The sequence below is a fragment of the Klebsiella sp. K5-306 genome (assembly GCF_051835185.1).
Classification (GTDB): Bacteria; Pseudomonadota; Gammaproteobacteria; order Enterobacterales; family Enterobacteriaceae; genus Klebsiella; species Klebsiella oxytoca.
In genome coordinates this window covers 213,330-237,553 of sequence record NZ_JAIFJY010000001.1, presented here as the reverse complement: position 1 = coordinate 237,553, position 24,224 = coordinate 213,330, and the positions used below count along the sequence as shown (strand labels likewise).

Here is a 24,224-nt window from a genome sequence, read left to right as displayed (position 1 = left end):
CCCCGGCAAGCTAAGCCAGTGGGAGCGCCCGTTACATGGCGTCCAGCGCTTTCTGCAGCTTCCAGATATAGCGCGGGGCCTGCGGTGCCGGATGTTTCTTCACCACGTGCTCAAAGAAATCATCGGCGTCCATATCGTTAATCTCCTCAATCGCATCCTGGCGATTAGACGAGAAGGTGCGCAGCAGCGCGCCCGCGCCGTTGGCGTAGGAAACCACCACCGCATAGCGCATCACCTGCGGATCTTTAATCCCCGCCAGCGGACCGTTCTCGAGAATGCTAAGGTAGGCCGCCCCCATAGAAATATTACGCTCGGGATTTTTCAGTTCGCTCACCGAAGGATCGCCGCTCCAGCCCATCCGCCGGTAAACATCGCGCCCGGACGTTGAGGGTTTCAGCTGCATCAGGCCAACCGCGCCGGATTTGCTGACCACCGTCGGGTTGCCGCCGGATTCAATGGCGATAATGGCGGTAATCAGCTGGGGATCAACGCCCCACGCCGCGCCGGCTTTTTCGCTGATTGGCATCCACTGCATCGCCCGCTTAACCGGGACTTCCGGATTCCACGGCGGGTTACGATAATCGTGTTTTGAACTACAACCGGCCAACAATACAAATAAAAAAACACACCATCTCAATTTCACACATCTATCCTTATTGGCTGAAGTTTGCCGCACGGAGATGACAATAAACGCTCCAGGCGGCATGATAACCCTTTCATTCTTAGCAAGGAATTGTCATGTCTCAGTTTTATCTCATCGCCCCCTCCGGCTATTGCATCAACCAGGAAGCGGCGAATCGCGGCGTGCAACGTCTGCAGGAGGCCGGGCATCAGGTGGCGCACCAGGAAGTCATTCCCCGCCGGGCACTGCGCTTTGCCGGGACTGAGAACCAACGCCTTGCCGATATTAACCAGCTCGCCGCCCTCGACGGCAAAAACCGTATCGTGCTGGCGGTACGCGGCGGCTACGGCGCGACTCGCCTGCTGCCGCAAATTGACTGGCAGGGGCTCATTGCCCGTCAGCAGCAGGATCCGCTGCTCATTTGCGGCCACAGCGATTTCACCGCCATCCAGATGGGCCTGCTGGCAAAGGGTAGCATAATCACTTTTAGCGGGCCGATGCTGGCGGGAAACTTTGGCGCCGAAGCGCTTAATGAATTTACCGAACACCATTTCTGGCAGGCCCTGCGCAACCCGGCGTTTACGCTTGAATGGCACGGCGAGGGGCCCGACTGTCGCGCCAGCGGCACGCTATGGGGCGGCAACCTGGCGATGCTGACCTCGCTTATCGGTACCCCGTGGATGCCGAAGATTAGCGACGGGGTTCTGGTTGTGGAGGATATTAACGAGCATCCCTTCCGCGTTGAGCGTATGCTCTTGCAGCTGCTTAATAGCGGTATTCTGGCGCGCCAGCGGGCGATTATCCTCGGCAGCTTTACCGGCGCTGTCGCCAACGACTACGATGCCGGATACGATCTGCCGATGGTATACGACTACCTTCGCCAGCAGCTTAACATTCCGGTCATCAGCGGCCTGGATTTTGGCCACGAGCAGCGCACGGTCACCCTACCGCTTGGCGCCAGAGCATTGCTGGTCAACAACGCCTCTGCCACGACGTTGAGCATCAGCGGCCACCCGGTACTGACAGAATAAAAATTCCTCTAACGCATATCCTGATCGGCGTCGGATTGTTAAAATGGTGTAGTTTTTAATTTATCTTCACGCCGGTAAGGAGTACGTCAACATTGGACGCCGCTGCGGTCATCAGTCTGTTTATCCTGGGTTCTGTTTTAGTAACCTGTAGCATCTTATTAAGTTCCTTTTCCTCACGCCTCGGCATCCCGATTCTGGTTATCTTCTTAGCCATTGGGATGCTGGCGGGTATTGACGGTATCGGCGGCATTCCGTTTGACAACTACCCTTTCGCCTACATGGTAAGTAACCTGGCGCTGGCGGTCATTCTGCTTGACGGCGGGATGCGCACCCAGGCCAGCTCCTTTCGCGTAGCGCTTTGGCCCGCGCTGTCGCTTGCCACGGTCGGGGTGTTAATTACCTCGGCCCTGACCGGACTCATGGCGGCCTGGCTGTTTAAACTCGACCTGATTGAAGGCATGCTGATCGGCGCGATTGTCGGCTCGACGGATGCCGCAGCGGTGTTCTCACTGCTCGGCGGAAAAGGGCTAAACGAACGCGTCGGCTCAACGCTGGAAATTGAATCCGGCAGCAACGACCCGATGGCCGTGTTCCTGACCATTACGCTTATCGAGATGATTCAGCAGCATGAAACCGGCCTGAGCTGGATGTTCCTGGTGCATATCGTGCAGCAGTTTGGCTTAGGTATCGCCATCGGTCTCGGCGGCGGCTATCTGCTGCTACAGATGATTAACCGCATTGTGCTACCCGCCGGGCTTTACCCGCTGCTGGCGCTGAGCGGCGGGATCATGATTTTCGCCGCCACCACCTCGCTGGACGGCAGCGGCATCCTCGCGGTCTACCTGTGCGGCTTCCTGCTGGGCAACCGGCCGATTCGCAACCGCCACGGCATTCTGCAAAACTTTGACGGGCTGGCGTGGCTGGCGCAGATCGCCATGTTCCTGGTGCTCGGCCTGCTGGTCACGCCGTCAGACCTGTGGCCCATCGCCATCCCGGCGCTCATTCTGTCGATGTGGATGATTTTCATCGCCCGTCCGCTGTCGGTATTCGCCGGCCTGCTGCCGTTTCGCGGCTTTAACCTGCGCGAGCGCATATTTATCAGCTGGGTGGGTCTGCGCGGCGCGGTGCCGATTATTCTCGCCGTCTTTCCGATGATGGCGGGCCTGGAGAATGCGCGCCTGTTCTTTAACGTGGCTTTCTTCGTGGTGCTGGTCTCGCTGCTTTTACAGGGTACGTCGCTCTCCTGGGCGGCCAAAAAAGCCAAAGTAGTGGTGCCACCGGTCGGATCGCCCATCTCACGCGTCGGGCTGGATATCCATCCGGAAAATCCGTGGGAGCAGTTTGTCTATCAGTTGAGCGCGGAGAAATGGTGCGTCGGCGCGGCGCTGCGCGACCTGCATATGCCGCCGGAAACGCGGATTGCCGCGCTATTCCGCGATAACGCTCTGCTGCACCCCACCGGCAGCACCCGCCTGCTGGAAGGCGATATTCTCTGCGTGATTGGCCGCGAACGCGATTTACCCGCGCTGGGTAAACTGTTCAGCCAGTCGCCGCCGGTGGCGCTCGATCAGCGCTTCTTCGGTGATTTTATTCTCGATGCCAGCGCCAGGTTCGCCGACGTGGCGCAGATTTACGGCATTGACGGGGGAGAAGAGTTTCGCGATCGTCAGCAGTCGCTGGGTGACGTCATACAGCACCTGTTAGGCGCAGCCCCGGTTGTCGGCGACCAGGTGGAATTTGCCGGCATGGTGTGGACGGTGGCGGAAAAAGAAGAGGATCACGTTCTGCGGGTTGGCGTACGGATGGCGGAAGATGAGGCGGAGTGATCCGCCTCGGTTCAGGTTACACTGTCACAACCGGCACGCGCGGCGCAAGGGCGCACATTAATTCATATCCGACGGTGCCGCAGGAGGCTGCGACATCGTCAATTTTGATCTCTTTACCCCATAGCTCGACCGGCGCGCCAATGCCTGCCTGCGGGCAGGTTGTCAGGTCCACCGCCAGCATATCCATTGAGATACGCCCGACCGTTACGGTGCGGACGCCATCAACCAGCACCGGCGTTCCGCTGGGCGCTAAGCGCGGGTAGCCGTCGGCATAGCCGCAGGCAACGATGCCGATTCGCCGCTCCTCAACCGTGCGCCAGGTTGCGCCGTATCCAACCGCTTCACCGGCTTTCAGATTCTGCACGGCGATAATTTCGCTGCTTAGCGTCATGACCGGTTTCAGCCCGGTATTGGCCACATCCTGCCACTGGCCGGAAGGCGAAGCGCCATAAAGCACGATCCCCGGCCTCACCCAGTTAAAATGCGACTCCGGATGCCACAAGGTGGCCGCCGAGTTCGCCAGCGAGCGCGGGCAATCCAGCCCTTCCGCCGCCTGCTCAATGCGCCGCATCGGCTCCGCGATGCCATCCGGATTTTCCGCTTCGGCAAAATGCGACATCAACGTCATTTCACTGACGTTGCTGAGCGCTCGCAGCTGCTGCCAGACGATTTGCAGACGATCCGGCATAAACCCCAGCCGGTTCATCCCGCTATTCACCTTGACGTAAATATCAAGCGGCGCATGCAGCTTCGCCTGCTGAAGGGCCTTAATTTGCCAGTTACTGTGCACGCTGGTGGTCAAGCGGTATTTATCAAATAACGCCAGCTCATCGGCATGAAAAAAGCCTTCCAGCATCAGTATCGGCCCTTTCCAGCCCAGCTCACGCAGCAGTATCGCCTCTTCAAGATTCAGCATCGCGAAACCGTCCGCGGCGCTAAGCGCATTCCAGACCCTTGCCAGACCGTGGCCATACGCATTGGCTTTGACCACCGCCCACAGGCGCGAGCCGGGCGCCGCGCGGCGAACAATTTGTTGATTCTGGCGTAAGGCTGACATATCAATGCTGGCCTTTACAGGACGAGACATGAAAGCTCCTTGTTAATTGTGAACGCCATGCAGATGCTGAGCGCGGGCCGGCGTAAAGCCGCGTCCGTAGCGGGCGACGGCAAGATCGTCATACGGGATCGCCGGCGTGCGTCCGGAGATCAGGTCGCTAATCAGCTGCCCTGAACCACAGGCCATGGTCCATCCCAGCGTGCCGTGGCCGGTGTTGAGCCACAGATTTTTATACCCCGTACGCCCCACCACCGGCGTACCGTCCGGAGTCATCGGACGCAGTCCGGTCCAGAAGGTTGCCTGTTCAACGTGGCCGCCGCGCGGGAACAGATCGCGCACTACCATCTCCAGGGTTTCACGCCGCGGCTGCAGCAGTTCTTTATTAAATCCAACAATTTCCGCCATTCCACCAACGCGAATACGCCTGTCGAAACGGGTGATGGCGATTTTGTAGGTTTCATCAAGGATAGTCGAAACCGGCGCGCCGTCCTCTTCCGCGATGGGGATCGTCAGCGAATAGCCTTTCAGGGGATAGACCGGAATATCCACCCGCCCTTTCAGCATGGCCGTCGAATAGGATCCGAATGCCATAACGTACGCATCGGCTTTAATAATTTCAGCGCCGCACTTCACACCCGAGATGAGATCCCCTTCATAGAGCAGTTCATCCACCGGAGTATTAAAACGGAAAGTCACGCCCGCCTGCTCCGCCATTCGGGCCAGACGAGTAGTGAAGAGCTGGCAGTCGCCGGTTTCATCATTAGGTAAGCGCAAACCGCCCGTGAGCTTATGGCTCACTTCTGCCAGCGCCGGCTCAACTTCCAGCAGGCGATTCGCTTCCAGCAGCTGGTAAGGCACGCCCGCATCCTGCAGCACCGCAATATCGCGGGTCGCGTTCTCGAACTGCTTGTCAGTGCGGAATAGCTGGAGCGTACCACCCTGGCGCCCTTCATACTGAATACCGGTGCTCTCGCGCAGCGCTTTCAGGCAGTCGCGGCTGTACTCGGCCAGGCGCACCATTCGTCCTTTATTTTCCATATAGTGGCGAGTGTCGCAGTTGCGCAGCATCTGCCACATCCATTTCAGCTGGAACTGGGTGCCATCCAGACCGATAGCCAGCGGAGCGTGGCGCTGGAACATCCACTTAATCGCCTTCAAAGGGACGCCCGGCGCCGCCCAGGGCGCGGCGTAGCCGGGGGAGATCTGCCCGGCGTTAGCGGCGCTGGTCTCTTCGGCCGGTCCCGGCTGACGGTCGATAACCGTCACTTCATGTCCTGCCTGGCTTAAATACCAGGCGCTTGCGACTCCTACAACCCCACTTCCCAGTATGACGACGCGCATAGCGGCTCCGTAATCGTTAAAGAACAATCATCTGATTACAAATTGATAACTCAGATGAAAATATTATTCAACATACGCTTTATTTATGGTGACTTATCTCACAGGATTCTGCGCCAGCGCTGACCCCGTCGCTTTACCATCTCCTGCTGCGCCTCATTTTTCTACAGAATAAAATTCTGATTAAAGCGCAAAACAGCGCCTTTAAGATTGTGAAATCGCGAAGAAAGGAAATGCGGATAGACGCAGTTTGCGACGCCGTGTTCTATGCTTGTTTAGAGGTTTTCCGTACAGAGAGAACCATCAACAACGAGGGCGCGCTAATGGCTACGATTGATTCCATGAACAAGGACACAACCCGTTTAAGCGATGGACCCGACTGGACTTTTGAGCTGCTGGAGACCTATCTGGCAGAAGTCGACCGGGTGGCGAAGCTGTATCGTCTTGACACCTATCCGCACCAAATCGAAGTCATTACTTCCGAACAGATGATGGATGCCTACTCCAGCGTCGGGATGCCGATTAACTATCCGCACTGGTCGTTCGGTAAAAAATTCATCGAGACCGAACAGGCCTATAAGCACGGCCAACAGGGGCTGGCTTACGAAATCGTCATTAACTCCAACCCCTGTATTGCCTATTTGATGGAAGAGAACACCATTACCATGCAGGCGCTGGTGATGGCGCACGCCTGCTACGGGCATAACTCGTTTTTCAAAAATAACTATCTCTTTCGCAGCTGGACCGATGCCAGCTCAATCATTGACTATCTCATCTTCGCGCGGAAATACATCACCGAATGTGAAGAGCGCTACGGCGTTGATGAAGTTGAAAAACTGCTCGACTCCTGTCATGCCCTGATGAATTATGGCGTTGACCGCTATAAACGCCCGCAAAAAATCTCGCTGCAGGAGGAGAAGGCGCGGCAAAAAAGCCGGGAAGAGTATCTGCAAAGCCAGGTGAATATGCTGTGGCGCACGCTGCCGAAGCGAGAAGAGGAAAAAACCATCGAAGCCGCGCGTCGCTACCCTTCTGAACCGCAGGAAAATCTGCTCTATTTCATGGAGAAAAACGCGCCGCTGCTGGAGCCGTGGCAGCGTGAGATCCTGCGCATCGTGCGCAAGGTCAGCCAGTATTTTTATCCGCAGAAGCAGACTCAGGTGATGAACGAAGGCTGGGCGACTTTCTGGCACTACACCATCCTGAATCACCTTTATGATGAAGGTAAAGTGACGGAGCGCTTTATGCTGGAGTTCCTGCACAGCCACACCAATGTGGTGTTCCAGCCGCCATACAACAGCCAGTGGTATAGCGGTATTAACCCCTACGCGCTGGGGTTCGCCATGTTCCAGGATATCAAACGTATTTGTCAGTCGCCGACGGAAGAGGACAAATACTGGTTCCCGGATATTGCCGGCTCTGACTGGCTTGAAACTCTGCACTTCGCGATGCGCGACTTTAAGGATGAAAGCTTTATCAGCCAGTTCCTGTCGCCGAAAATCATGCGCGACTTCCGCTTCTTCACCGTGCTGGATGACGATCACAACAACTATCTCGAAATATCCGCAATTCATAATGAAGAGGGATATCGTGAGATTCGTTCCAAACTTTCAGCGCAGTACAACCTGAGCAACCTCGAGCCAAACATTCAGGTATGGAATGTGGACCTGCGCGGCGACCGCTCGCTCACCCTGCGCTACGTGCCGCACAACCGCGTGCCGCTGGATAAAGGCCGCCGTGAGGTGCTTAAGCACGTTCACCGCCTGTGGGGATTTGACGTTCTTCTGGAGCAGCAAAACGCCGATGGCAGCGTCGAGTTGCTGGAACGCACCCCGCCGCGGCAGAACCCGCTGTAGCCGTTGAAAAGCAAAACGCCCGGGAAATCACCGGGCGTTTTTTATTCATTCCGTGGGCTTAACGCATATTAATCGCTAAGTCGCCCGGTAGATTCTTCTGCATACGATGCCAGATCTCACCGCTGTCGCGGCCGTAGCGGCGTACGATGTCATAAACCTGCTCATGCAGGCCCTCTTCACAAACTTTAGCCAGCTGATGATAGAAGCCGAGCGCCAGGCTGCGCGCTTCCGGATTGGCAAAATAGTGGCGACCGATACGGGTATATAAGCCTTTCATACCGTTGAGGATCAGACCATAGATGGGATTGCCTGAGGCAAACGCCAGACCGCGGAAGATATTGTAATCCAGCTCGGCAAACGCATCGGCGTGGTCTTCAATTTCACGCGCGCTCGCCAGTACCTCCAGCGCCTTATCCGGATGCTGACGGAAAGCGGTACGGATGAAAATGGTCGAAATATTGGTACGCACGGACAGCAGATTATCAATCAGCTGCGGTACGCTGTCATGGTCGAGACGCGCCAGGGTTTCGAGAATATTCAAACCTGAAGTTTCCCAGAAATTGTTCACCTTTGTCGGTTTACCATGCTGAATGGTTAACCAGCCATCGCGGGCCAGACGCTGCAACACTTCACGTAAGGTTGTACGGGTAACACCAATCAGTTCAGAAAGTTCACGTTCAGCGGGAAGAATTGAACCAGGGGGAAAACGGTTATTCCAGATACTTTCAATGATGTACTCTTCAGCGAAACCCGCAGGGCTTTGCGCCTTAATGACCATAATAAGATTTCCATTACACAGCGTTGCTATTCGACTCATCATACCAGAGCGGCCATAAGGCAGATAGCGCCAGAAAGTAATTAAAAAGGGATCGCCGTTTCATTTTCCACTTTTCATTTCACATTTTCTGTTGCTAAAGAATGTGATGCGAAGAAAGTTGCGTCTCGTTTTGCGCAACTGGTAATCTTGCGTATAGTTACGCATAAAATCATGTTTCAGAATTTGACGGAGAAAGGATGTCTGTCGTGGAAATGTCTTATGGCCGCGCCCTGTGGCGCAATTTTCTTGGCCAGTCCCCGGACTGGTACAAACTCGCTCTCATCATTTTCTTAATTGTTAATCCGCTGGTCTTTTATCTGCATCCGTTTATTGCCGGATGGCTGCTGGTTATCGAATTTATCTTCACCCTGGCGATGGCGCTCAAGTGCTATCCCCTGCTGCCGGGCGGCCTGCTGGCCATTGAAGCGGTATTTATCGGCATGACCACCCCGGGGCATATCCGCGAAGAGGTGGCCAGTAATCTTGAAGTCCTGCTGCTGCTGATGTTTATGGTCGCGGGGATCTACTTCATGAAGCAGCTGCTGCTGTTCATATTCACCCGCTTGTTGCTTGGCATTCGTAGCAAGATGCTGCTGTCGCTGGCGTTTTGCGTCGCATCCGCTTTCCTCTCCGCCTTCCTCGACGCGTTGACCGTTGTCGCAGTGGTGATAAGCGTTGCCGTCGGCTTCTACGGTATTTACCACAAAGTCGCTTCGGCGCGGCCGGATGATGACAATATGCTCGACGACAGCCATATTGAGCAGCACTATCGCGATGTCCTGGAGCAGTTCCGCGGCTTCTTGCGCAGCCTGATGATGCATGCCGGGGTCGGCACCGCGCTCGGCGGCGTGATGACCATGGTCGGCGAGCCGCAGAACCTGATCATCGCCAAGGCGGCAGGCTGGCACTTCGGCGAATTCTTCATGCGTATGCTGCCGGTTAGCCTGCCGGTGCTGGTATGCGGACTGATCACCTGTCTGCTGCTGGAGAAATTCCGCCTGTTTGGCTACGGCGAACCGCTGCCGCCAACCGTGCGCAAAGTGCTACAGGATTTTGACGATCGCAGCCGCCAGAGCCGCAGTCGTCAGGATCGCCTGCGTCTTATCGCTCAGGGACTTATCGGCATCTGGCTGATTATCGCCCTTGCGATGCATCTTGCGGAAGTCGGCCTGATCGGCCTGTCGGTGATTGTGCTGGCGACAACGTTCTCCGGCATCACCGATGAACACGCTATCGGCAAAGCCTTCACCGAAGCCCTGCCGTTTACCGCCCTACTGACGGTCTTCTTTGCCGTGGTGGCGGTTATTATTGACCAGCACCTTTTTGCCCCGGTGATCGAGTTCGTTCTTCAGGCATCGCCGCACGCCCAGCTATCGTTGTTTTATCTGTTTAACGGTCTGCTGTCGTCGATTTCTGATAACGTCTTCGTCGGAACCGTCTATATCAACGAGGTTAAGTCCGCGCTGGAGCAGGGTACCATCAGTTTGCCGCAGTTCGAGCTGCTGGCGGTGGCGATCAATACCGGCACCAACCTGCCATCGGTCGCTACGCCGAACGGCCAGGCTGCTTTTTTGTTCCTGCTGACTTCCGCGCTGGCCCCGCTGATTCGCCTCTCCTATGGCCGGATGGTGTGGATGGCGCTGCCCTATACTCTCGTCCTGACCCTCGTCGGCCTGGCCTGCGTCGAGTTTACCCTGATGCCGGCCACCCAGTGGATGCTGGAGCACGGTTGGCTGGTGACGCCACAACTGCTGAAATAAAATCATCCATGCCCGGCTCAAAACGCCGGGCATTCCATATTCGTTTACGTAATATTTTCAGACTAGCTGCTGGCGTCGCTACGGTTTTCGTTTACACTGCCATGATTTAGCATGTTCCAGGGAAATGATTATGTTGCGATATTTAAACCAGTGCTCAAGGGGACGCGGTGCCTGGCTCCTGATGGCGCTAACCGCGTTTATTCTTGAATTGGTGGCGTTATGGTTCCAGCACGTGATGCTGCTGCAGCCGTGCGTACTGTGTATTTACGAGCGCTGCGCGCTATTTGGCGTGATGGGCGCCGGTATCGTCGGCGCCATTGCGCCAAAAACCCCTCTGCGCTACGTCGCGATTGTGATTTGGCTCTACAGCGCCCTGCGCGGGCTGCAGCTGTCATGGGAACACACCATGATTCAGCTTCACCCTTCCCCCTTCCAGACCTGCGATTTCGCCGCTCGTTTCCCAACGTGGCTGCCGCTGGATAAATGGCTGCCTCAGGTGTTTGTCGCTACCGGCGACTGCTCCGTACGCCAGTGGGAATTCCTGACGCTGGAAATGCCGCAGTGGCTGGTCGGCATCTTCGCAGCCTATCTGGTGGTCGGTGTACTGGTGCTTATCGCTCAGCCGTTTAAACCTAAAAAGCGCGATCTGTTTGGTCGCTAAGACCGATTGCTCATAAAGCGCTCCTCCGGGAGCGTTTTTTTTGCCTGCGCGTTGACGTTGCCGCCATAAAGTTGCATATTAAATACATCTTATAAATGTTAACTAAGGAGCACATGATGTCTCATTTGCGTATTCCCGCTAGCTGGAAGGTAAAACGCTCCACCCCATTCTTTACCAAACAGAACGTACCCGCCGCTTTGCTGACGCACCACAACACCGCAGCGGGTGTTTTCGGCCAGCTTTGCGTAATAGAAGGGACGGTAACCTACTATGGTTTCGCCGATGAACAGGCGACAGAGCCTGAGGCAAAAGTCGTTATCAATGCTGGCCAGTTCGCAACCAGCCCGCCGCAGTACTGGCACCGCATTGAGCTAAGCGACGACGCGCAGTTCAATATTAACTTTTGGGTTGCAGATGACGCCGACGGTGAAAGCGGGCTATTCCACGCGAAGAAAGGCTAACTGCGCGCCTTACTGCGCCCAGTCTGGTTTATTTAAAATATGATCCTGCCAGTCAACCACGGTGGATTCTTTCACCGCAATATGGCGAACGGAGATGCGTTCGCCATGCATCGCCGCCTTCGAACCGGTTAACAGCGGATGCCAGTGCGGCAGCGGCTGGCCTTCCGCCAGCAGACGATAGGCGCAGGTCGGCGGCAGCCATTCAAACGTAGGCAGATTGTCGCGAGTTAACTTGATGCAATCCGGCTCATACTCGAAGCGGCGCTCATAGTTACGGCACTGGCAGGTTTTGATATTGAGCTGACGGCAGGCGACGTTGGTAAAGTAGATTTCGTCGGTATCTTCATCCATCAGCTTATGCAGGCAGCACTGACCGCAGCCATCGCAAAGTGATTCCCACTCCGCATCGCTCATTTCATCCAGTGTTTTTTGTTGCCAGAAAGGTTGTTCGCTCATTGGGATGTCCGTCATTGCAGTTCAGGGTGCACCTTATAACCACTCTGGCACGCCGATGCAAGTTTTGCCGCCCGGAGAAGGCGGCAAGCGGACGTTACAGCACGCGGGTAGTCAGCGAAAAGCCGTTAAAACCGACTTCCAGCTCGTCTCCGCTGCTCAGCGGCCCTACGCCTTCCGGCGTACCGGTCAGCACCACATCCCCGGCTTTCAGGGTAAAAAAGCGCGACATATAGGCGATGAGCGGCACAATCTTATGGATCATGTCGGCGGTCGAACCCTGCTGGCGCACTTCGCCGTTCACCTTCAGACTCAGCGGAGTACTCTGCGCGTCGCCGTGAAACTCGGCGGCGGGAATAAAGCCTGAAACAGGACAGGAGTTATCAAAGCCTTTGGCCTTCTCCCACGGCTGACCGGCCTTTTTCAGTTTTCCCTGCAGATCGCGCAGGGTAAGGTCCAGCGCCACGCCATAGCCGGCAATGGCTTTCAGCACATGATCTTCCGTCGCCTGGCGCAGCGTACCGCCGATCAGTACCGCCAGCTCAACTTCATGGTGCACCGACCCCAGCCCCTCAGGCAGCACCAACGGCTGGCGGATGTCGCATAGCGCCGTCTCAGGTTTAATAAACAGCACCGGCTCTTCCGGCGTCGCACTGCCCATCTCTTTGATGTGTTTTGCATAGTTGCTGCCAACGCAAACCACTTTGCTTACCGGATAATCCAGTAGCGCACCCTGCCAGTTATGATGTTGGTACATTATATTCCCTCTGTGGGTTAATCAGATTTATTCCCCTGTTCCGCCAGGTGTTTCTTGAGTAAATTTTCAGACGGAGGAGGCAGCTGAAGGTAATAGCCCTGATCGGTGAGCGCCTGTTTCACTTTCTCCAAATCGGCGTGAATGAGTTTTTTTCGTCCATCGAGCGGTAGAATCATTGCCAGTTTGGGCGTACCGAAGCTATACATTAATTCGTCAGGAACGCGGGAGAAATCGTCCTTTTTTTCGACATATAAATAGGTTTGCTCGCGTTTAGTACTTCGATAGATCACACAAAACATAGTTTTACTCGGAATTAGACCTGTGGTCACTTGCCTCAATATATGAGTGACTATAACATGCCTTTTAGTCTTCGGAATATCACCGCACTTCAGCGAGTGATAAACAGCAAATTGAGTAAGGCCAGGATGTCAAATACGCCAATCGAACTTAAGGGCAGTAGCTTCACCTTATCTGTGGTTCATTTGCACGATGCAAATCCCGAGGTTATTCGTCAGGCGTTAGAAGACAAAATCGCCCAGGCTCCCGCCTTTTTACGGCACGCTCCCGTGGTGGTGAATATCAGCAGCATTGAAGATGACGTCGACTGGCGCCCTCTGCATGAGGCGATCGCGGCTACCGGCCTGCGTATTATGGGCGTAAGCGGATGTAAACTTCCCCGGCTGAAAACGGAAATTGACCGCGCCGGGATCCCTTTATTAACCGAAGGGAAAGAAAAAGTGACTCGCCAGGCCGCGCCTGAACCCGTTGCCCCACCTCCAGCTGTTAATCAGATCACAAAAACGCGTTTGATTGATCAGCCGGTACGTTCCGGTCAGCGTATTTATGCGCCACACTGTGATCTAATTGTTACAAACCATGTGAGTGCCGGAGCTGAACTTATCGCCGATGGTAACATCCATGTATATGGCATGATGCGGGGACGCGCGCTTGCTGGCGCAGGCGGCGACAGAGACGCCCAAATATTTTGTACCAACCTCTCGGCGGAACTGGTTTCCATCGCGGGGGAATACTGGCTGAGTGATAACATTCCGGCCGAATTTTATGGCAAAGCGGCCCGTCTACGTTTAGACGACAGCGCTTTGACGATTCAATCGTTGAATTAATCCCTTTTTAACAAGGAATTTCTATGGCACGCATTATTGTTGTGACTTCGGGTAAAGGAGGCGTTGGCAAGACCACCTCCAGCGCGGCCATCGCTACTGGTTTGGCCCAGAAGGGAAAGAAAACGGTCGTTATCGACTTCGACATCGGCCTGCGTAACCTTGACCTGATCATGGGCTGTGAACGCCGGGTCGTTTATGATTTCGTCAACGTCATCCAGGGCGATGCCACGTTGAACCAGGCGCTTATCAAAGATAAGCGTACGGAGAATCTCTATATTCTCCCGGCCTCCCAGACGCGTGACAAAGACGCCCTGACCCGCGAAGGCGTAGACAAAGTTCTCGAAGAACTGAAAAAAATGGATTTTGATTTTATCGTCTGTGACTCCCCTGCAGGCATCGAAACCGGTGCGCTGATGGCGCTGTATTTTGCTGATGAAGCCATCATCACCACCAACCCGGAAGTCTCCTCCGTTCGCGACTCCGACCGTATCCTTGGTATCCTGGCCTCCAAATCCCGTCGTGCGGAAAGGGGCGAAGATCCAATTAAAGAGCACCTGCTGCTGACGCGCTATAACCCAGGCCGCGTAAACAAGGGTGACATGCTGAGCATGGAAGACGTGCTGGAAATTCTGCGCATCAATCTGGTGGGCGTGATTCCGGAAGATCAGTCCGTGCTGCGCGCGTCAAACCAGGGCGAGCCAGTGATTCTGGATGACGCCTCGGACGCGGGTAAAGCCTATGCCGATACGGTTGAACGTCTGCTCGGAGAAGAACGCCCTTTCCGCTTCGTAGAAGAAGAGAAGAAAGGTTTCCTCAAACGCCTGTTCGGAGGATAAATTATGGCATTACTCGACTTTTTTCTCTCGCGGAAAAAGAACACGGCCAATATTGCGAAAGAGCGCCTGCAAATTATCGTCGCGGAGCGCCGTCGCGGCGACGCTGAACCGCACTATCTTCCGCAGTTGCGTAAAGACATTCTTGAGGTGATTTGCAAATACGTGCAAATCGACCCGGAGATGGTCAGCGTACAGCTGGAGCAGAGAGACGGTGATATTTCGATTCTGGAGCTGAACGTGACCCTGCCGGAAACTGAAGAGTCGAAGCCCTGAGCCTGAGGTATAAAAAAACCGGCAACGCTGTGCGCAGCCGGTTTTTTCACTATGCCGATCGGCGCTAGCGCGGGTAGTCGCTTAATAGCGCATTCAGGCGATCGGCCATCAATTCACCGCGCCAGCCGGAAACCAGTTCAGGCTGCCCGTTGCCGTTTTTTAGCCCCCAGTGCCAGTTCAGCAGCTGATTAATCTGTCTTCTTGAAGCCAGCAGCTCCGCGCTCACGCCCTTCTCGGCGCTTACGGTCTGAACTAACGCTTTGATATCCTTAAACAGCTTGCGGTAACCGGGCATGTCGATCAGATTTTGCAGCGGCTCTGGCAGCGCCTCTTCCGGCAGCGCCTGCGCCTTCTCGACGAGGGCGATCAGCGTCTTACCGTGGAAACGAATCTCGCTGCCCGAGAGTCCGAGGCTGTCAAGTTCCCCCAGGCTGGTGGGCATATAGCGCGCCACGTTCCATAAATGCTCTTCACGGATAACAAAGTTGACCGCCAGGTCGCGTTCGCGCGCTTTACGCAGCCGCCACTCCGCCAACAGCTGCAGGCAGCCCAGCTGACGAGTACGCAGCTGCCAGGCATTGCCAATGTCGCGCCACGCCTCGGCAGGATCCTGAATCTCCTGACGACGCTGCTGCATCAGCTGGCATTCATCCAGGGCAGCGGAAAGCCAGCCCGCGCTGTCGGTTTCAGCCATCAGCTTTCCGGCAATCGGCAGCAGGTACCAGACGTCGGCAGCGGCATAAACGCACTGGCGTTCGGTCAGCGGGCGCGCCAGCCAGTCGGTACGAGATTCGCTCTTGTCCAGCGCCACGCCGGTATACTCTTCTACCATCGACGCAAAGCCCCAGGACATCGGACGACCGCAAAAAGCGGCAAGAATTTGCGTGTCGATCAGCGGCTGAGGCATCAAATGAAAGGCATTAAGAAATACTTCCAGATCTTCACTGCCAGCGTGCAAAAATTTGGTCACATCTTTATTCAGCAGCAGTTCACGCATCGGTTCCCAGTCGGTGATAACCAGAGGGTCAATCAGCGAGACCTGGTTGCCGTCGAACAGCTGGAGCAGACCGAGCTGCGGGTAGTAGGTACGAGTACGGACAAATTCCGTATCCAGCGCGATGGCAGAAACCGCGCTTGCCGCTTCACAGACGGCGCGAAGGCCATCGTTGGTGGTGATCATCTGATAGTTCAAATCATACTCTCTTAACTTGCGCCCATAAAAAACGCCGGCTTAGCCGGCGTCTGGCGATTCACTCTTAGCTCAGGCTTTATTGTCTACTTTAGCACGGGCTTCGTCACGCAGTTCTCGACGTAAAATTTTTCCGACGTTGGATTTCGGCAGCTCATCGCGAAACTCAACCAACTTCGGAACCTTGTAGCCGGTCAGCTGGCGACGGCAGAAAGCGATCAGCATCTCTTCCGTCAGCGTCGGCTCTTTCTTCACCACGAAAATTTTCACCGCCTCACCGCTGCTTCCGGACGGTACGCCAACCGCAGCAACCTCCTGAACCCCGGAATGTTGCATTACCACATCCTCGATTTCATTCGGATAGACGTTGAAGCCCGAGACAAGGATCATATCTTTTTTGCGATCGACGATACGCAGGAAGCCCTCGTCATCCATCACCGCGATATCGCCGGTATGCAGCCAGCCGTCCTTAATGATTTCAGCGGTAGCATCAGGGCGCTGCCAGTAGCCCAGCATCACCTGCGGCCCTTTCACGCACAGCTCCCCCGGCTCTCCCGGCGCAACTTCATTATCGTCATCATCCACCAGCTTCGCTTCGGTGGACGGCACTGGCAGGCCAATACTGCCGCTGTGATAGTCGATATCGTGCGGATTGACGCTCACCAACGGCGCGCACTCCGTCAGGCCATAGCCTTCCAGAAGATACTGCCCGGTCAGCTTAACCCAGCGCTCCGCAACGACCTGCTGTACCGGCATTCCGCCGCCGGCGGAGAGATGCAGTGAAGAGAAGTCGAGCTGCTGAAACTCTTTGTTGTTAAGCAGCGCGTTAAACAGGGTATTGACTCCGGTCATCGCGGTGAAGGGATATTTCGCCAGCTCTTTGACCAGGCCTGGGATGTCGCGCGGGTTGGTGATCAGCAGGTTTTGCCCGCCCAGTTCAATGAACAACAGGCAGTTCATGGTCAGCGCAAAGATGTGATACAACGGTAGCGCGGTAACAACCAGCTCTTTGCCGCGATGCAACAGCGGCCCGTAGGTACCGTTCACCTGCTCAAGGTTCGCCAGCATATTGCGATGGGTCAGCATTGCCCCTTTCGCCACGCCGGTTGTGCCGCCGGTATATTGAAGAAAAGCGAGATCCTGAGAGACGATTTCCGGCTTAATGTACTGCATGCGGTAACCGTGCTGCAGCGCGCTGCGAAACGAGATGGCGTCCGGCAGATGGTATTTTGGCACCAGCCGTTTAATGTACTTCACCACAAAGTTAACCAGCGTCCCTTTCGCCGTGGAAAGCTGATCGCCCATGCGGGTTAAAATCACGTGCTTGACCTGGGTTTTATCAACCACCTTTTCCAGGGTATGCGCAAAGTTGGAAACGATCACAATGGCGGCGGCGCCGCTGTCGTTAAGCTGATGTTCCAGTTCGCGCGGGGTATAAAGCGGATTGACGTTCACGACAATCATGCCAGCGCGCAGGATACCAAACAGCGCCACCGGATACTGCAGCAGATTAGGCATCATCAGCGCGACACGGTCGCCTTTTTGCAGGCCTAACCCTTCCTGAAGATAAGCGGCGAACGCGCGGCTGCGCTCCTCCAGCTTGCGGTAGGTCATCACCTCGCCCATGTTAATAAAGGCCGGCTGGTCGGCATAGCGGCGGACGGCGTGTTCAAACAGTTCAACCAGGGATTGATAGCGGTCAGGGTTTATCTCCGCAGGAACGTCTGCGGGATAACGGTTTAGCCAAACCTTTTTCACTGCATCACCTCTGAAATAGTTATTCGTCGTCATCACAGCCCCTGATCAACAAACATTTTGTTAACATTATATTAACTCAGCGTACCAGTTTATTAATTAGGCGTTTTACAGGTTGCGAAGCGCGTCACTATTTATTTTTCTTATTTGACTGAAAACGAAGAAACAGCGGACCAGCCGCTGTTTCTTTGAACTTACAAAAACTACAAAATCATTCAGTTACAACGTTTCTGACTTCGGCAGGACCGGGATTATACCAGCCCCAGCCGCCGTATCCGTAGCCCCACGGGCGCGGGCCGAACATCCACGGGTCCATCATCGGCTGCGGCGGCATGACCACCTGCTGGACAACGTTCCAGCGCTTGTAGCCTGTAGCGTTCATCAGCATGAATTTATACGGCGTATTGCCGACTTTACCGTCGACGACGCCGACGATCGGGCCAACCACGGTGACCAGCTGCCCGCGAAAATCCACCGGGTCGATAAAACCGTTTACGTCGGCAAAGATACGACCTCGCGACGGCTCGCCCAGCTCCGGACGCGCGGCGCCGTCAAGCTGAACGGTGGCAATTTCCAGGCGGGTTTTACCCTGCTGATTCTGCACGCTGACGACCTTCCCGCCAAAGCGCGCTTCCTGACCGACATACAGCTGCGGCGCGTTCATCACGCGAACTAAATCCTGCTGCGGCGTCGGGGTGGTGCCCTTAATGGCATCCGGTACCGAAGCGCACCCGCTCAGCGCAGCAACCACTGCTGCCGCGACTAACCAACGCACTACCGTTTTTTGACCCGCCATGACGCGACTCCTTCCTTCTTCTCAGACATATAGTTACTGAGATTCACTCGCGGCCAGGAAGTTTCTTCCACGCCACTTCATTGCGTAAATAAACTGGTTCAGCGTGTTCAACGGCCACGGTTTTTCCCACCGTAAACAGATGGCAAGCCAGCGGCAGCATATCCTGCGCGTCAGGAAGCTCAATTTCGCCGTCGGCAAGCGTTAAGCCGCAGCCGGTAGCCATATCCGGCCACGCCTGCCAGCCGGTGCCGACGGTAGCCCACTCGCCCTCCAGCTGCTGCAGACGCTCGCGAACCGCTTCCGGCTTCAGCACCGCTTCACTCTCTTCGCCGTGCCAGACGCCCTGTTCATCGCGCTGATATTCCGCCCAGTAAACTTCGCCCATTCTGGCGTCGATGGCGGCCAGCACGCGGGTGGCGCCGGTTTTTCGCCATGCGCCCTGCGCCATGGTTGCCAGCGTGGACACGCCGATCATCGGCAGCTCGGCCCCCAGCGCCAGGCCCTGTGCAATTCCGATACCAATGCGCACGCCGGTGAAGCTGCCCGGCCCACGGCCAAAGGCCAGCGCGTCAAGCTCGGTTAATAGCGTGCCGCTTTCATTGAGGACATCCTGCACCAGAGGCAGGATACGTTGGGTATGTTCGCGGGGGCAGATTTCAAAATGAGCACTGAGGGTGCCATCATTCCACAGCGCCGCGGAGCAGGCCTCCGTGGCGGTATCGATAGCTAAAATTCGCATGGGTTGTCGCGCTCTCGCTCTAGCAGATTGACAAAATGGCGCGCAGCTTACCACATTTTGCGCCGGATTACCTCGCCGACGGTACCGCAAGAAAACGCACCGCCCGACGGATATCGCGCGTGCGCGGCGCAGGCGGAAGGCTCGCGAGGAAGACCGCGCCGTAGGGGCGCATAACCAAACGGTTGTCGCAGATAACCAGGACCCCGCGATCGTCGATGTCGCGAATCAGACGCCCCACGCCCTGTTTGAGGGTGATGACGGCGTCCGGTAGCTGGACCTCATCAAAAGGATCGCCGCCGCGCAGGCGACAATCCTCCATCCGCGCTTTCAGCAGCGGATCGTCCGGCGAGGTGAACGGCAGCTTGTCGATAATCACCAGAGAAAGCGCATCGCCGCGCACGTCCACCCCTTCCCAGAAGCTGCTGGTCGCCACCAGCAGCGCATTTCCGGCGCTGACGAATTGCTGTAAAAGCTGGCCTTTGCTGGTTTCTCCCTGCAGGAGAACCGGCAGCGTCATGGTGGCGCGAAACTGTTCCGCCAGGTCGCGCATCATGGCGTGCGAAGTGCAGAGCATAAAGCAGCGCCCGTCGTTGGCTTCAATCAGCGGTTTGAGCATCGCCGCCAGATGTCGCGCGGCGCCGGGCTGGTTCGGTAACGGCAAATTGCGCGGCACGCACAGCAGCGCCTGATGGGCATAATCGAAGGGGCTGGGGAGCAGCAGCGTTTGCGCGTCGCCTATGCCCAGACGATCGGTAAAGTGGTGCAAATCGTCATTGACCGATAGCGTCGCCGAGGTGAAGATCCAGCTCCCGGACTTTTGCGCCATCACCTCTTTAAACTTATCCGCCACCGTCAGCGGGGTCAGCGCCAGGGTGAAGTTGCGGGAAGTACACTCATACCAGTAGCTAAAGCCGGGCTGATTGGTCTCTTTTAACCGCTTCAGGCGGCCTCGGTATACGGTGGCCCGCTCAAAAGCGGCATCGAGCAGCGCCGAGCGGCCCAGCGACAGCTTTGCCACGTCGTAACAGAGTTCGAGCGCATCATCAAGCAGCAGCAGCGCGCGCTGAATATTGTTATCCGCCAGCAGCTCGCGCAGGTTGCCGCGATAGCCGGGCTCCCCCAGCTGCAGACGAAAATCCTGCGTGCTCTGGGCCAGGCGGTCGGCGCACTTCTGCAGCTGCTGGGTGTCTTTTAGTTCAGTGCGATAAGCAATAGTGATATCTTTCGCCAGGTCCATCAGCTGGCGGCTGGAGAGCGACTGGCCGAAGTACTGGCTGGCAATATCCGGCAGCTGATGCGCTTCATCGAAGATCATCACTTCCGCTTCCGGAATCAGTTCGGCAAAGCCGCTCTCTTTGACCACCATATCGGCGAGGAACAGATGATGATTGACGACGACCACGTCAGCATCCATCGCCTTTTTCCGCGCTTTCACCACAAAACAGTCTTTATATAAGGGGCAGTCGCTGCCGAGGCAGTTATCGTTGGTACTGGTGACCAGCGGCCAGGCCTGGGAATCTTCGGCCACGCTAACGCAGGTGCTGATATCGCCATCGACGGTCTGGTTAGACCACGAGCGCAGCAGAATGACATCGCTGAGGGTTTGCACCGGCAGGTCGCCACCGGCGAGCGCCTGCTGTTCCAGACGCTCCAGGCACAGGTAGTTCGAACGCCCTTTCAGCAGGGCCAGTTTACCGGTGAAGTTCAGCGCTTTAGCGACAGTGGGTAAATCCCGACTGTAGAGCTGATCCTGTAACGCTTTCGAGCCGGTGGAAATAATGACTTTCTTGTTGGCGCGTAGCGCAGGCGCCAGGTAGGCGTAGGTTTTCCCGGTCCCGGTGCCCGCCTCCACCACCAGCGGGCGAGTTTCTTCAATTGCACTGGCGACGGCGAAAGCCATCTGGCGCTGCGGCTCGCGCGGCTTAAATCCGGCAATCGCGCTGGCCAGCTGGCCATCTGCTGCAAAATCGTCGATCACATTACCCCCTGGTTATTTGGACAGTGATTATGTCAGGGTGGAGGGGTTTTCGCCAGTGCAGGTAGTGACGCAGGTGAAACATTATGGCAGTCTTGCCGCAGCTTAATGAACCGGAACAGAGAGGAAATAAACATGACCATTACGCGTATTGATGCCGAAGCCCGCTGGTCTGATGTGGTGATTCATAACCAGACGCTGTACTACACCGGCGTACCGTCCAACCTCGATGCCGATGCCTGCGCGCAAACCGCTGATACTCTGGCGCAGATCGATGCGGTGCTGGAGAAACAGGGCAGCAGCAAATCACGTATTCTTGATGCGACTATTTTCCTCGCCGACGGTGCAGACTTTGCGGCGATGAATCAGGCCTGGGATGCATGGGTCGTCGCCGGTCATGCGCCGGTACGCTGTACCGTACAGGCGAAACTGATGAATCCGAAGTATAAAGTCGAGATTAAAATCATCGCCGCAGTGTAAGACAGCCGAGGCCCCGTAGCCCGGGCAAGCGTAGCGCCGCCCGGGAAGAAGCCGCGCCAAAGCCGCTCTCCGGCGCATTCCCCGGATAGCGGCGTAAACGCCTTATCGGGCTACATATCAGCCAGGCCGACCAGGCACAGCGCCGTCGGGAGGCAAGAAGCATTGTTCTATCAACCCGGACACCACATCAGTTGCTCCTTTAACTGTAAGGTCTCCTGGGGCACACACTTCAGCGCATCACGATAGCTGGCAGACTGCTTTGCATAACCCCGCACTGACTGCAGCAGTACGCGCAGCGCGCTATCCCACACGATCCCCTGCAGATCGCTGTACGGCCAGAGCTCCGGCTCGCGAATAAACGGCACCAGATAGTCGATGCCCTGCTTCACCCCTCGCCCGTCGCAGATGGTGTTCCAGCGATCGAACTCAACGTGTTCGGCGTAGCGGTTGAGCAGCAGATGCGCCTCCAGGTTAAATAGCGAATAGTGGAACGGGATGGTGCGTTCCAGCTCCATCGTTTGTCGGCCATCCTGGTCAATCTGCGCCGCCATACGCTGGGTAATTCCCTGCTCAATGATCCGCGCCGCCAGCCCTTTATCGCCATAGAATAACGCGTTAACCGTCCGCTGGGCGTCGTACCAGGTGCCGTGGTTATTGTGCCAGACGTACTCTGAGTGGCCGATTTCGCTGTAGTACATCCAGTGGTTAAAGTCGCGGAACCACTGGTGCAGGCCGATAATATCATCGGTATCAAGCACGCTCGCCGTGTTGATCAGGCCGATGGTATCCACCACCATCCACATTAAGCGAGTATCGATAAGCCCGGTGCCGCGACCGGATACAATCCCCGGGATCGCCTGGCCGTAGTTCAGATGCGGATTCATCCGCGTGTCGGCATCCAGGAACCAGCAGCGTATTTGCGTAGCCGCGGCCTGCGCATACTGCCGCTGGCCGGTAAAGTACCATGCCAGCCCCAGGGTCAGGCACCGTTCGCACATGCGGATAATGCGCGAGGTGTCCGTATCGTTGTTTTCACATTGCGGATTGATATGCCCGTCGCGACGAATATAGGGCAGCCCGTTGGGCCGCCGCGGATTCGGCCACCAGTAGGTGCCCAGACTGTAGTAATCGTGCGCGTCGCCGCTGGCCGGGCGCAGCTTTTTATGCACCACGCTTTCCGGCGCCTCTCGACGCAGGATGTCGGCCTCCGACACCAGCTTGCTTAACGCCAGCTGCAGCGGCGAGAACGGCTGCTTTAAGCCCGCCCGGGCGTTTTCCAGGCAGGTTTCGTCAAGGGTGTACAGCTTCATCGCCACCTTAGTTTTCCTCCCGGCACGCTATGCGCTGGCCGCTTTGTCCATCGAACAGGTGCACGCCGGAGAGCTTCGGCTGCAGCCAGATCTTATCGCCCTCTTTTACAGCCAGACGCTGTTTGAACACCGAGGTAAACGCTCCGCCGCCGGTATCGCAGAAGAGCTGCATATCCGAGCCGGTATTCTCCACCGCCGTCACCTTCGCCGCCAGCGCATCGTCGCGCGCTTCGTGGACGACGTTGACCTGCTCAGGGCGAATGGCGTACACCACCTGCTGACCGTCGGCCACCTGAAGGCCAGCGGGCAAAGCCAGCAGCGAGCCATCTTTCAGACGCAGGCTGGTGGCGCTGCCGTTCAAAACCACGACGCCCGACAGCTGGTTAATCTCCGGCGAACCGATAAAACCAGCGACGAACAGATTCGCCGGCCGGTCGTACAACTCCAGCGGCGTCCCCGCCTGCTCAATGCGCCCATCGCGCAGCACCACGATCATCTGCCCCATGGTCATGGCTTCAATCTGATCGTGGGTGACGTACACCGAGGTGGTTTTCAGCCGGCGATGCAGCTCGCGAATTTCGCCGCGCACCTGGGTTCGCAGCTTGGCGTCGAGGTTGGAGAGCGGTTCGTCAAACAAAAACACCTGCGGCTTACGCACGATCGCCCGCCCCATCGCCACCCGCTGGCGCTGGCCGCCCGAGAGATCCTTCGGCAAGCGCTCCAGTAGCGGTTCGAGCCCCAGCAGCGCAGCGGCTTCATTAACCTTCTGATTAATCTCCGCTTTCGGCAGGCGCGCCATCTTCAGGGCAAAACCCATATTTTCACGCACCGTCATCTGCGGGTAGAGCGCATAGCTCTGAAACACCATCGCAATATCGCGCAGCTTCGGTTCTACCTCGGTAACGTTGCGCTCGTTAATATGCACCTCGCCGCCAGAGATCTCCTCCAGGCCGGCGATCATGCGCAGCAGGGTTGATTTCCCACAGCCGCTGGGGCCAACGAGAACGCAGAATTCACCGTCCGGGATAGTCAGCGACACGTCTTTAATGACGTGCGCATCACCATACGATTTACGCACGCTATTCAGTACAACAGATCCCATTGGTCA

The 24,224-nt window shown here is 56.4% G+C and carries 24 protein-coding genes; 10 read left to right on the top strand and 14 right to left on the bottom strand.

All coding sequences use genetic code 11. The features are described 5' to 3' along the window. Nucleotides 1-31: 31 nt before the first annotated feature. Nucleotides 32-643: a membrane-bound lytic murein transglycosylase EmtA gene (emtA, locus tag K2184_RS01185; protein WP_016808276.1), complete on the bottom strand. Its 612-nt coding sequence runs from the start codon at nucleotides 641-643 to the stop codon at nucleotides 32-34. A gap of 95 nt (nucleotides 644-738) precedes the next feature. On the opposite strand from emtA, the gene ldcA reads away from it, so the two are divergent. Beyond that, nucleotides 739-1,653 carry a muramoyltetrapeptide carboxypeptidase gene (gene ldcA, locus K2184_RS01180; RefSeq protein WP_004103238.1) on the top strand — a complete coding sequence of 305 codons (915 nt, stop codon included), beginning with the start codon at nucleotides 739-741 and terminating at the stop codon, nucleotides 1,651-1,653. Between the two features lie 92 nt (nucleotides 1,654-1,745). After that, nucleotides 1,746-3,479, top strand: a complete 1,734-nt coding sequence (locus K2184_RS01175) for a potassium/proton antiporter (RefSeq protein WP_004103240.1) — start codon at nucleotides 1,746-1,748, stop codon at nucleotides 3,477-3,479. A gap of 16 nt (nucleotides 3,480-3,495) precedes the next feature. Here the strand turns inward: K2184_RS01175 and dadX are convergent, their stop codons facing one another. Continuing rightward, on the bottom strand, nucleotides 3,496-4,566 hold the full coding sequence (gene dadX / locus K2184_RS01170; protein WP_163524854.1) for a catabolic alanine racemase DadX: 1,071 nt from the start codon (nucleotides 4,564-4,566) through the stop codon (nucleotides 3,496-3,498). Nucleotides 4,567-4,578: 12 nt separating this feature from the next. Continuing rightward, nucleotides 4,579-5,877, bottom strand: coding sequence for a D-amino acid dehydrogenase (locus tag K2184_RS01165; protein WP_004103245.1), 1,299 nt, complete (start codon nucleotides 5,875-5,877; stop codon nucleotides 4,579-4,581). 320 nt (nucleotides 5,878-6,197) lie between these two features. Between K2184_RS01165 and K2184_RS01160 the strand changes: the two genes are divergently transcribed. Beyond that, nucleotides 6,198-7,730, top strand: coding sequence for a SpoVR family protein (locus K2184_RS01160; protein WP_004103247.1), 1,533 nt, complete (start codon nucleotides 6,198-6,200; stop codon nucleotides 7,728-7,730). Nucleotides 7,731-7,788: 58 nt separating this feature from the next. Here the strand turns inward: K2184_RS01160 and fadR are convergent, their stop codons facing one another. After that, nucleotides 7,789-8,508 carry a fatty acid metabolism transcriptional regulator FadR gene (gene fadR, locus K2184_RS01155; RefSeq protein WP_004103249.1) on the bottom strand — a complete coding sequence of 240 codons (720 nt, stop codon included), beginning with the start codon at nucleotides 8,506-8,508 and terminating at the stop codon, nucleotides 7,789-7,791. A gap of 245 nt (nucleotides 8,509-8,753) precedes the next feature. Here fadR and nhaB point away from each other — a divergent pair, with 245 nt between their 5' ends. From nhaB to K2184_RS01140, 3 genes are all read left to right on the top strand, one after another. Further along, nucleotides 8,754-10,307 carry a sodium/proton antiporter NhaB gene (gene nhaB / locus K2184_RS01150; protein ID WP_049094619.1) on the top strand — a complete coding sequence of 518 codons (1,554 nt, stop codon included), beginning with the start codon at nucleotides 8,754-8,756 and terminating at the stop codon, nucleotides 10,305-10,307. 130 nt (nucleotides 10,308-10,437) lie between these two features. Continuing rightward, a complete protein-coding gene (dsbB, locus tag K2184_RS01145) occupies nucleotides 10,438-10,968 on the top strand; it encodes a disulfide bond formation protein DsbB (protein ID WP_004103253.1) in 531 nt (176 codons plus the stop codon). 116 nt (nucleotides 10,969-11,084) lie between these two features. Then, nucleotides 11,085-11,429 carry a DUF1971 domain-containing protein gene (locus K2184_RS01140; RefSeq protein WP_163524896.1) on the top strand — a complete coding sequence of 115 codons (345 nt, stop codon included), beginning with the start codon at nucleotides 11,085-11,087 and terminating at the stop codon, nucleotides 11,427-11,429. A gap of 9 nt (nucleotides 11,430-11,438) precedes the next feature. On the opposite strand, the gene K2184_RS01135 is transcribed toward K2184_RS01140, so the two are convergent. The 3 genes from K2184_RS01135 to K2184_RS01125 form a co-directional block, all read right to left on the bottom strand. Beyond that, on the bottom strand, nucleotides 11,439-11,885 hold the full coding sequence (locus K2184_RS01135; protein ID WP_004103257.1) for a YcgN family cysteine cluster protein: 447 nt from the start codon (nucleotides 11,883-11,885) through the stop codon (nucleotides 11,439-11,441). A 94-nt stretch (nucleotides 11,886-11,979) separates the two neighbouring features. Further along, nucleotides 11,980-12,639, bottom strand: coding sequence for a fumarylacetoacetate hydrolase family protein (locus K2184_RS01130; RefSeq protein ID WP_004113717.1), 660 nt, complete (start codon nucleotides 12,637-12,639; stop codon nucleotides 11,980-11,982). A 17-nt stretch (nucleotides 12,640-12,656) separates the two neighbouring features. Then, a complete protein-coding gene (locus tag K2184_RS01125) occupies nucleotides 12,657-12,938 on the bottom strand; it encodes a YcgL domain-containing protein (RefSeq protein WP_004103262.1) in 282 nt (93 codons plus the stop codon). A gap of 126 nt (nucleotides 12,939-13,064) precedes the next feature. Between K2184_RS01125 and minC the strand changes: the two genes are divergently transcribed. From minC to minE, 3 genes are read left to right on the top strand one after another with little or no spacing between them, the layout of a single operon-like run. Next, nucleotides 13,065-13,763 carry a septum site-determining protein MinC gene (minC, locus tag K2184_RS01120; protein WP_004103264.1) on the top strand — a complete coding sequence of 233 codons (699 nt, stop codon included), beginning with the start codon at nucleotides 13,065-13,067 and terminating at the stop codon, nucleotides 13,761-13,763. 23 nt (nucleotides 13,764-13,786) lie between these two features. After that, nucleotides 13,787-14,599, top strand: a complete 813-nt coding sequence (minD, locus tag K2184_RS01115; protein ID WP_004103267.1) for a septum site-determining protein MinD — start codon at nucleotides 13,787-13,789, stop codon at nucleotides 14,597-14,599. 3 nt (nucleotides 14,600-14,602) lie between these two features. Then, nucleotides 14,603-14,872: a cell division topological specificity factor MinE gene (gene minE / locus K2184_RS01110; RefSeq protein ID WP_004103270.1), complete on the top strand. Its 270-nt coding sequence runs from the start codon at nucleotides 14,603-14,605 to the stop codon at nucleotides 14,870-14,872. A 64-nt stretch (nucleotides 14,873-14,936) separates the two neighbouring features. Here the strand turns inward: minE and rnd are convergent, their stop codons facing one another. From rnd to K2184_RS01085, 5 genes are all read right to left on the bottom strand, one after another. Further along, complete coding sequence (gene rnd, locus K2184_RS01105; protein WP_162098340.1) at nucleotides 14,937-16,052, bottom strand: ribonuclease D; 1,116 nt, start codon at nucleotides 16,050-16,052, stop codon at nucleotides 14,937-14,939. Nucleotides 16,053-16,133: 81 nt separating this feature from the next. Further along, the gene (gene fadD / locus K2184_RS01100) at nucleotides 16,134-17,819 is read right to left on the bottom strand and encodes a long-chain-fatty-acid--CoA ligase FadD (RefSeq protein WP_085955773.1); all 1,686 of its coding nucleotides are present in this window, start codon (nucleotides 17,817-17,819) and stop codon (nucleotides 16,134-16,136) included. Between the two features lie 208 nt (nucleotides 17,820-18,027). Continuing rightward, a complete protein-coding gene (locus K2184_RS01095; RefSeq protein ID WP_004103275.1) occupies nucleotides 18,028-18,612 on the bottom strand; it encodes a Slp family lipoprotein in 585 nt (194 codons plus the stop codon). Nucleotides 18,613-18,655: 43 nt separating this feature from the next. Beyond that, on the bottom strand, nucleotides 18,656-19,351 hold the full coding sequence (gene tsaB, locus K2184_RS01090) for a tRNA (adenosine(37)-N6)-threonylcarbamoyltransferase complex dimerization subunit type 1 TsaB (RefSeq protein WP_004103277.1): 696 nt from the start codon (nucleotides 19,349-19,351) through the stop codon (nucleotides 18,656-18,658). A 67-nt stretch (nucleotides 19,352-19,418) separates the two neighbouring features. Further along, entirely contained in the window at nucleotides 19,419-21,329 is a 1,911-nt protein-coding gene (locus K2184_RS01085) for an ATP-dependent DNA helicase (RefSeq protein ID WP_016808280.1), read from the bottom strand. Nucleotides 21,330-21,461: 132 nt separating this feature from the next. Between K2184_RS01085 and K2184_RS01080 the strand changes: the two genes are divergently transcribed. After that, entirely contained in the window at nucleotides 21,462-21,806 is a 345-nt protein-coding gene (locus tag K2184_RS01080; protein WP_004113724.1) for a RidA family protein, read from the top strand. Between the two features lie 170 nt (nucleotides 21,807-21,976). Here the strand turns inward: K2184_RS01080 and K2184_RS01075 are convergent, their stop codons facing one another. Both K2184_RS01075 and K2184_RS01070 read right to left on the bottom strand, forming a co-directional pair. Further along, nucleotides 21,977-23,116 (bottom strand): alginate lyase family protein, encoded by a 1,140-nt coding sequence (locus K2184_RS01075; protein WP_163524894.1) that lies wholly within the window; start codon nucleotides 23,114-23,116, stop codon nucleotides 21,977-21,979. Nucleotides 23,117-23,123: 7 nt separating this feature from the next. Beyond that, nucleotides 23,124-24,218, bottom strand: coding sequence for an ABC transporter ATP-binding protein (locus K2184_RS01070; protein ID WP_004113726.1), 1,095 nt, complete (start codon nucleotides 24,216-24,218; stop codon nucleotides 23,124-23,126). Between the last annotated feature and the right edge of the window lie 6 nt (nucleotides 24,219-24,224).

Bases quoted from the DNA above. Each gene is read 5' to 3' on its own strand.
- ldcA (WP_004103238.1), top strand. From the start codon at position 739: ATGTCTCAGTTTTATCTCATCGCCCCCTCCGGCTATTGCATCAACCAG.
- dadX (WP_163524854.1), bottom strand. From the start codon at position 4,566: ATGTCTCGTCCTGTAAAGGCCAGCATTGATATGTCAGCCTTACGCCAG.
- K2184_RS01165 (WP_004103245.1), bottom strand. From the start codon at position 5,877: ATGCGCGTCGTCATACTGGGAAGTGGGGTTGTAGGAGTCGCAAGCGCC.
- K2184_RS01160 (WP_004103247.1), top strand. From the start codon at position 6,198: ATGGCTACGATTGATTCCATGAACAAGGACACAACCCGTTTAAGCGAT.
- fadR (WP_004103249.1), bottom strand. From the start codon at position 8,508: ATGGTCATTAAGGCGCAAAGCCCTGCGGGTTTCGCTGAAGAGTACATC.
- dsbB (WP_004103253.1), top strand. From the start codon at position 10,438: ATGTTGCGATATTTAAACCAGTGCTCAAGGGGACGCGGTGCCTGGCTC.
- K2184_RS01140 (WP_163524896.1), top strand. From the start codon at position 11,085: ATGTCTCATTTGCGTATTCCCGCTAGCTGGAAGGTAAAACGCTCCACC.
- K2184_RS01135 (WP_004103257.1), bottom strand. From the start codon at position 11,885: ATGAGCGAACAACCTTTCTGGCAACAAAAAACACTGGATGAAATGAGC.
- K2184_RS01130 (WP_004113717.1), bottom strand. From the start codon at position 12,639: ATGTACCAACATCATAACTGGCAGGGTGCGCTACTGGATTATCCGGTA.
- K2184_RS01125 (WP_004103262.1), bottom strand. From the start codon at position 12,938: ATGTTTTGTGTGATCTATCGAAGTACTAAACGCGAGCAAACCTATTTA.
- minC (WP_004103264.1), top strand. From the start codon at position 13,065: ATGTCAAATACGCCAATCGAACTTAAGGGCAGTAGCTTCACCTTATCT.
- minD (WP_004103267.1), top strand. From the start codon at position 13,787: ATGGCACGCATTATTGTTGTGACTTCGGGTAAAGGAGGCGTTGGCAAG.
- minE (WP_004103270.1), top strand. From the start codon at position 14,603: ATGGCATTACTCGACTTTTTTCTCTCGCGGAAAAAGAACACGGCCAAT.
- rnd (WP_162098340.1), bottom strand. From the start codon at position 16,052: ATGATCACCACCAACGATGGCCTTCGCGCCGTCTGTGAAGCGGCAAGC.
- K2184_RS01095 (WP_004103275.1), bottom strand. From the start codon at position 18,612: ATGGCGGGTCAAAAAACGGTAGTGCGTTGGTTAGTCGCGGCAGCAGTG.
- tsaB (WP_004103277.1), bottom strand. From the start codon at position 19,351: ATGCGAATTTTAGCTATCGATACCGCCACGGAGGCCTGCTCCGCGGCG.
- K2184_RS01080 (WP_004113724.1), top strand. From the start codon at position 21,462: ATGACCATTACGCGTATTGATGCCGAAGCCCGCTGGTCTGATGTGGTG.
- K2184_RS01075 (WP_163524894.1), bottom strand. From the start codon at position 23,116: ATGAAGCTGTACACCCTTGACGAAACCTGCCTGGAAAACGCCCGGGCG.
- K2184_RS01070 (WP_004113726.1), bottom strand. From the start codon at position 24,218: ATGGGATCTGTTGTACTGAATAGCGTGCGTAAATCGTATGGTGATGCG.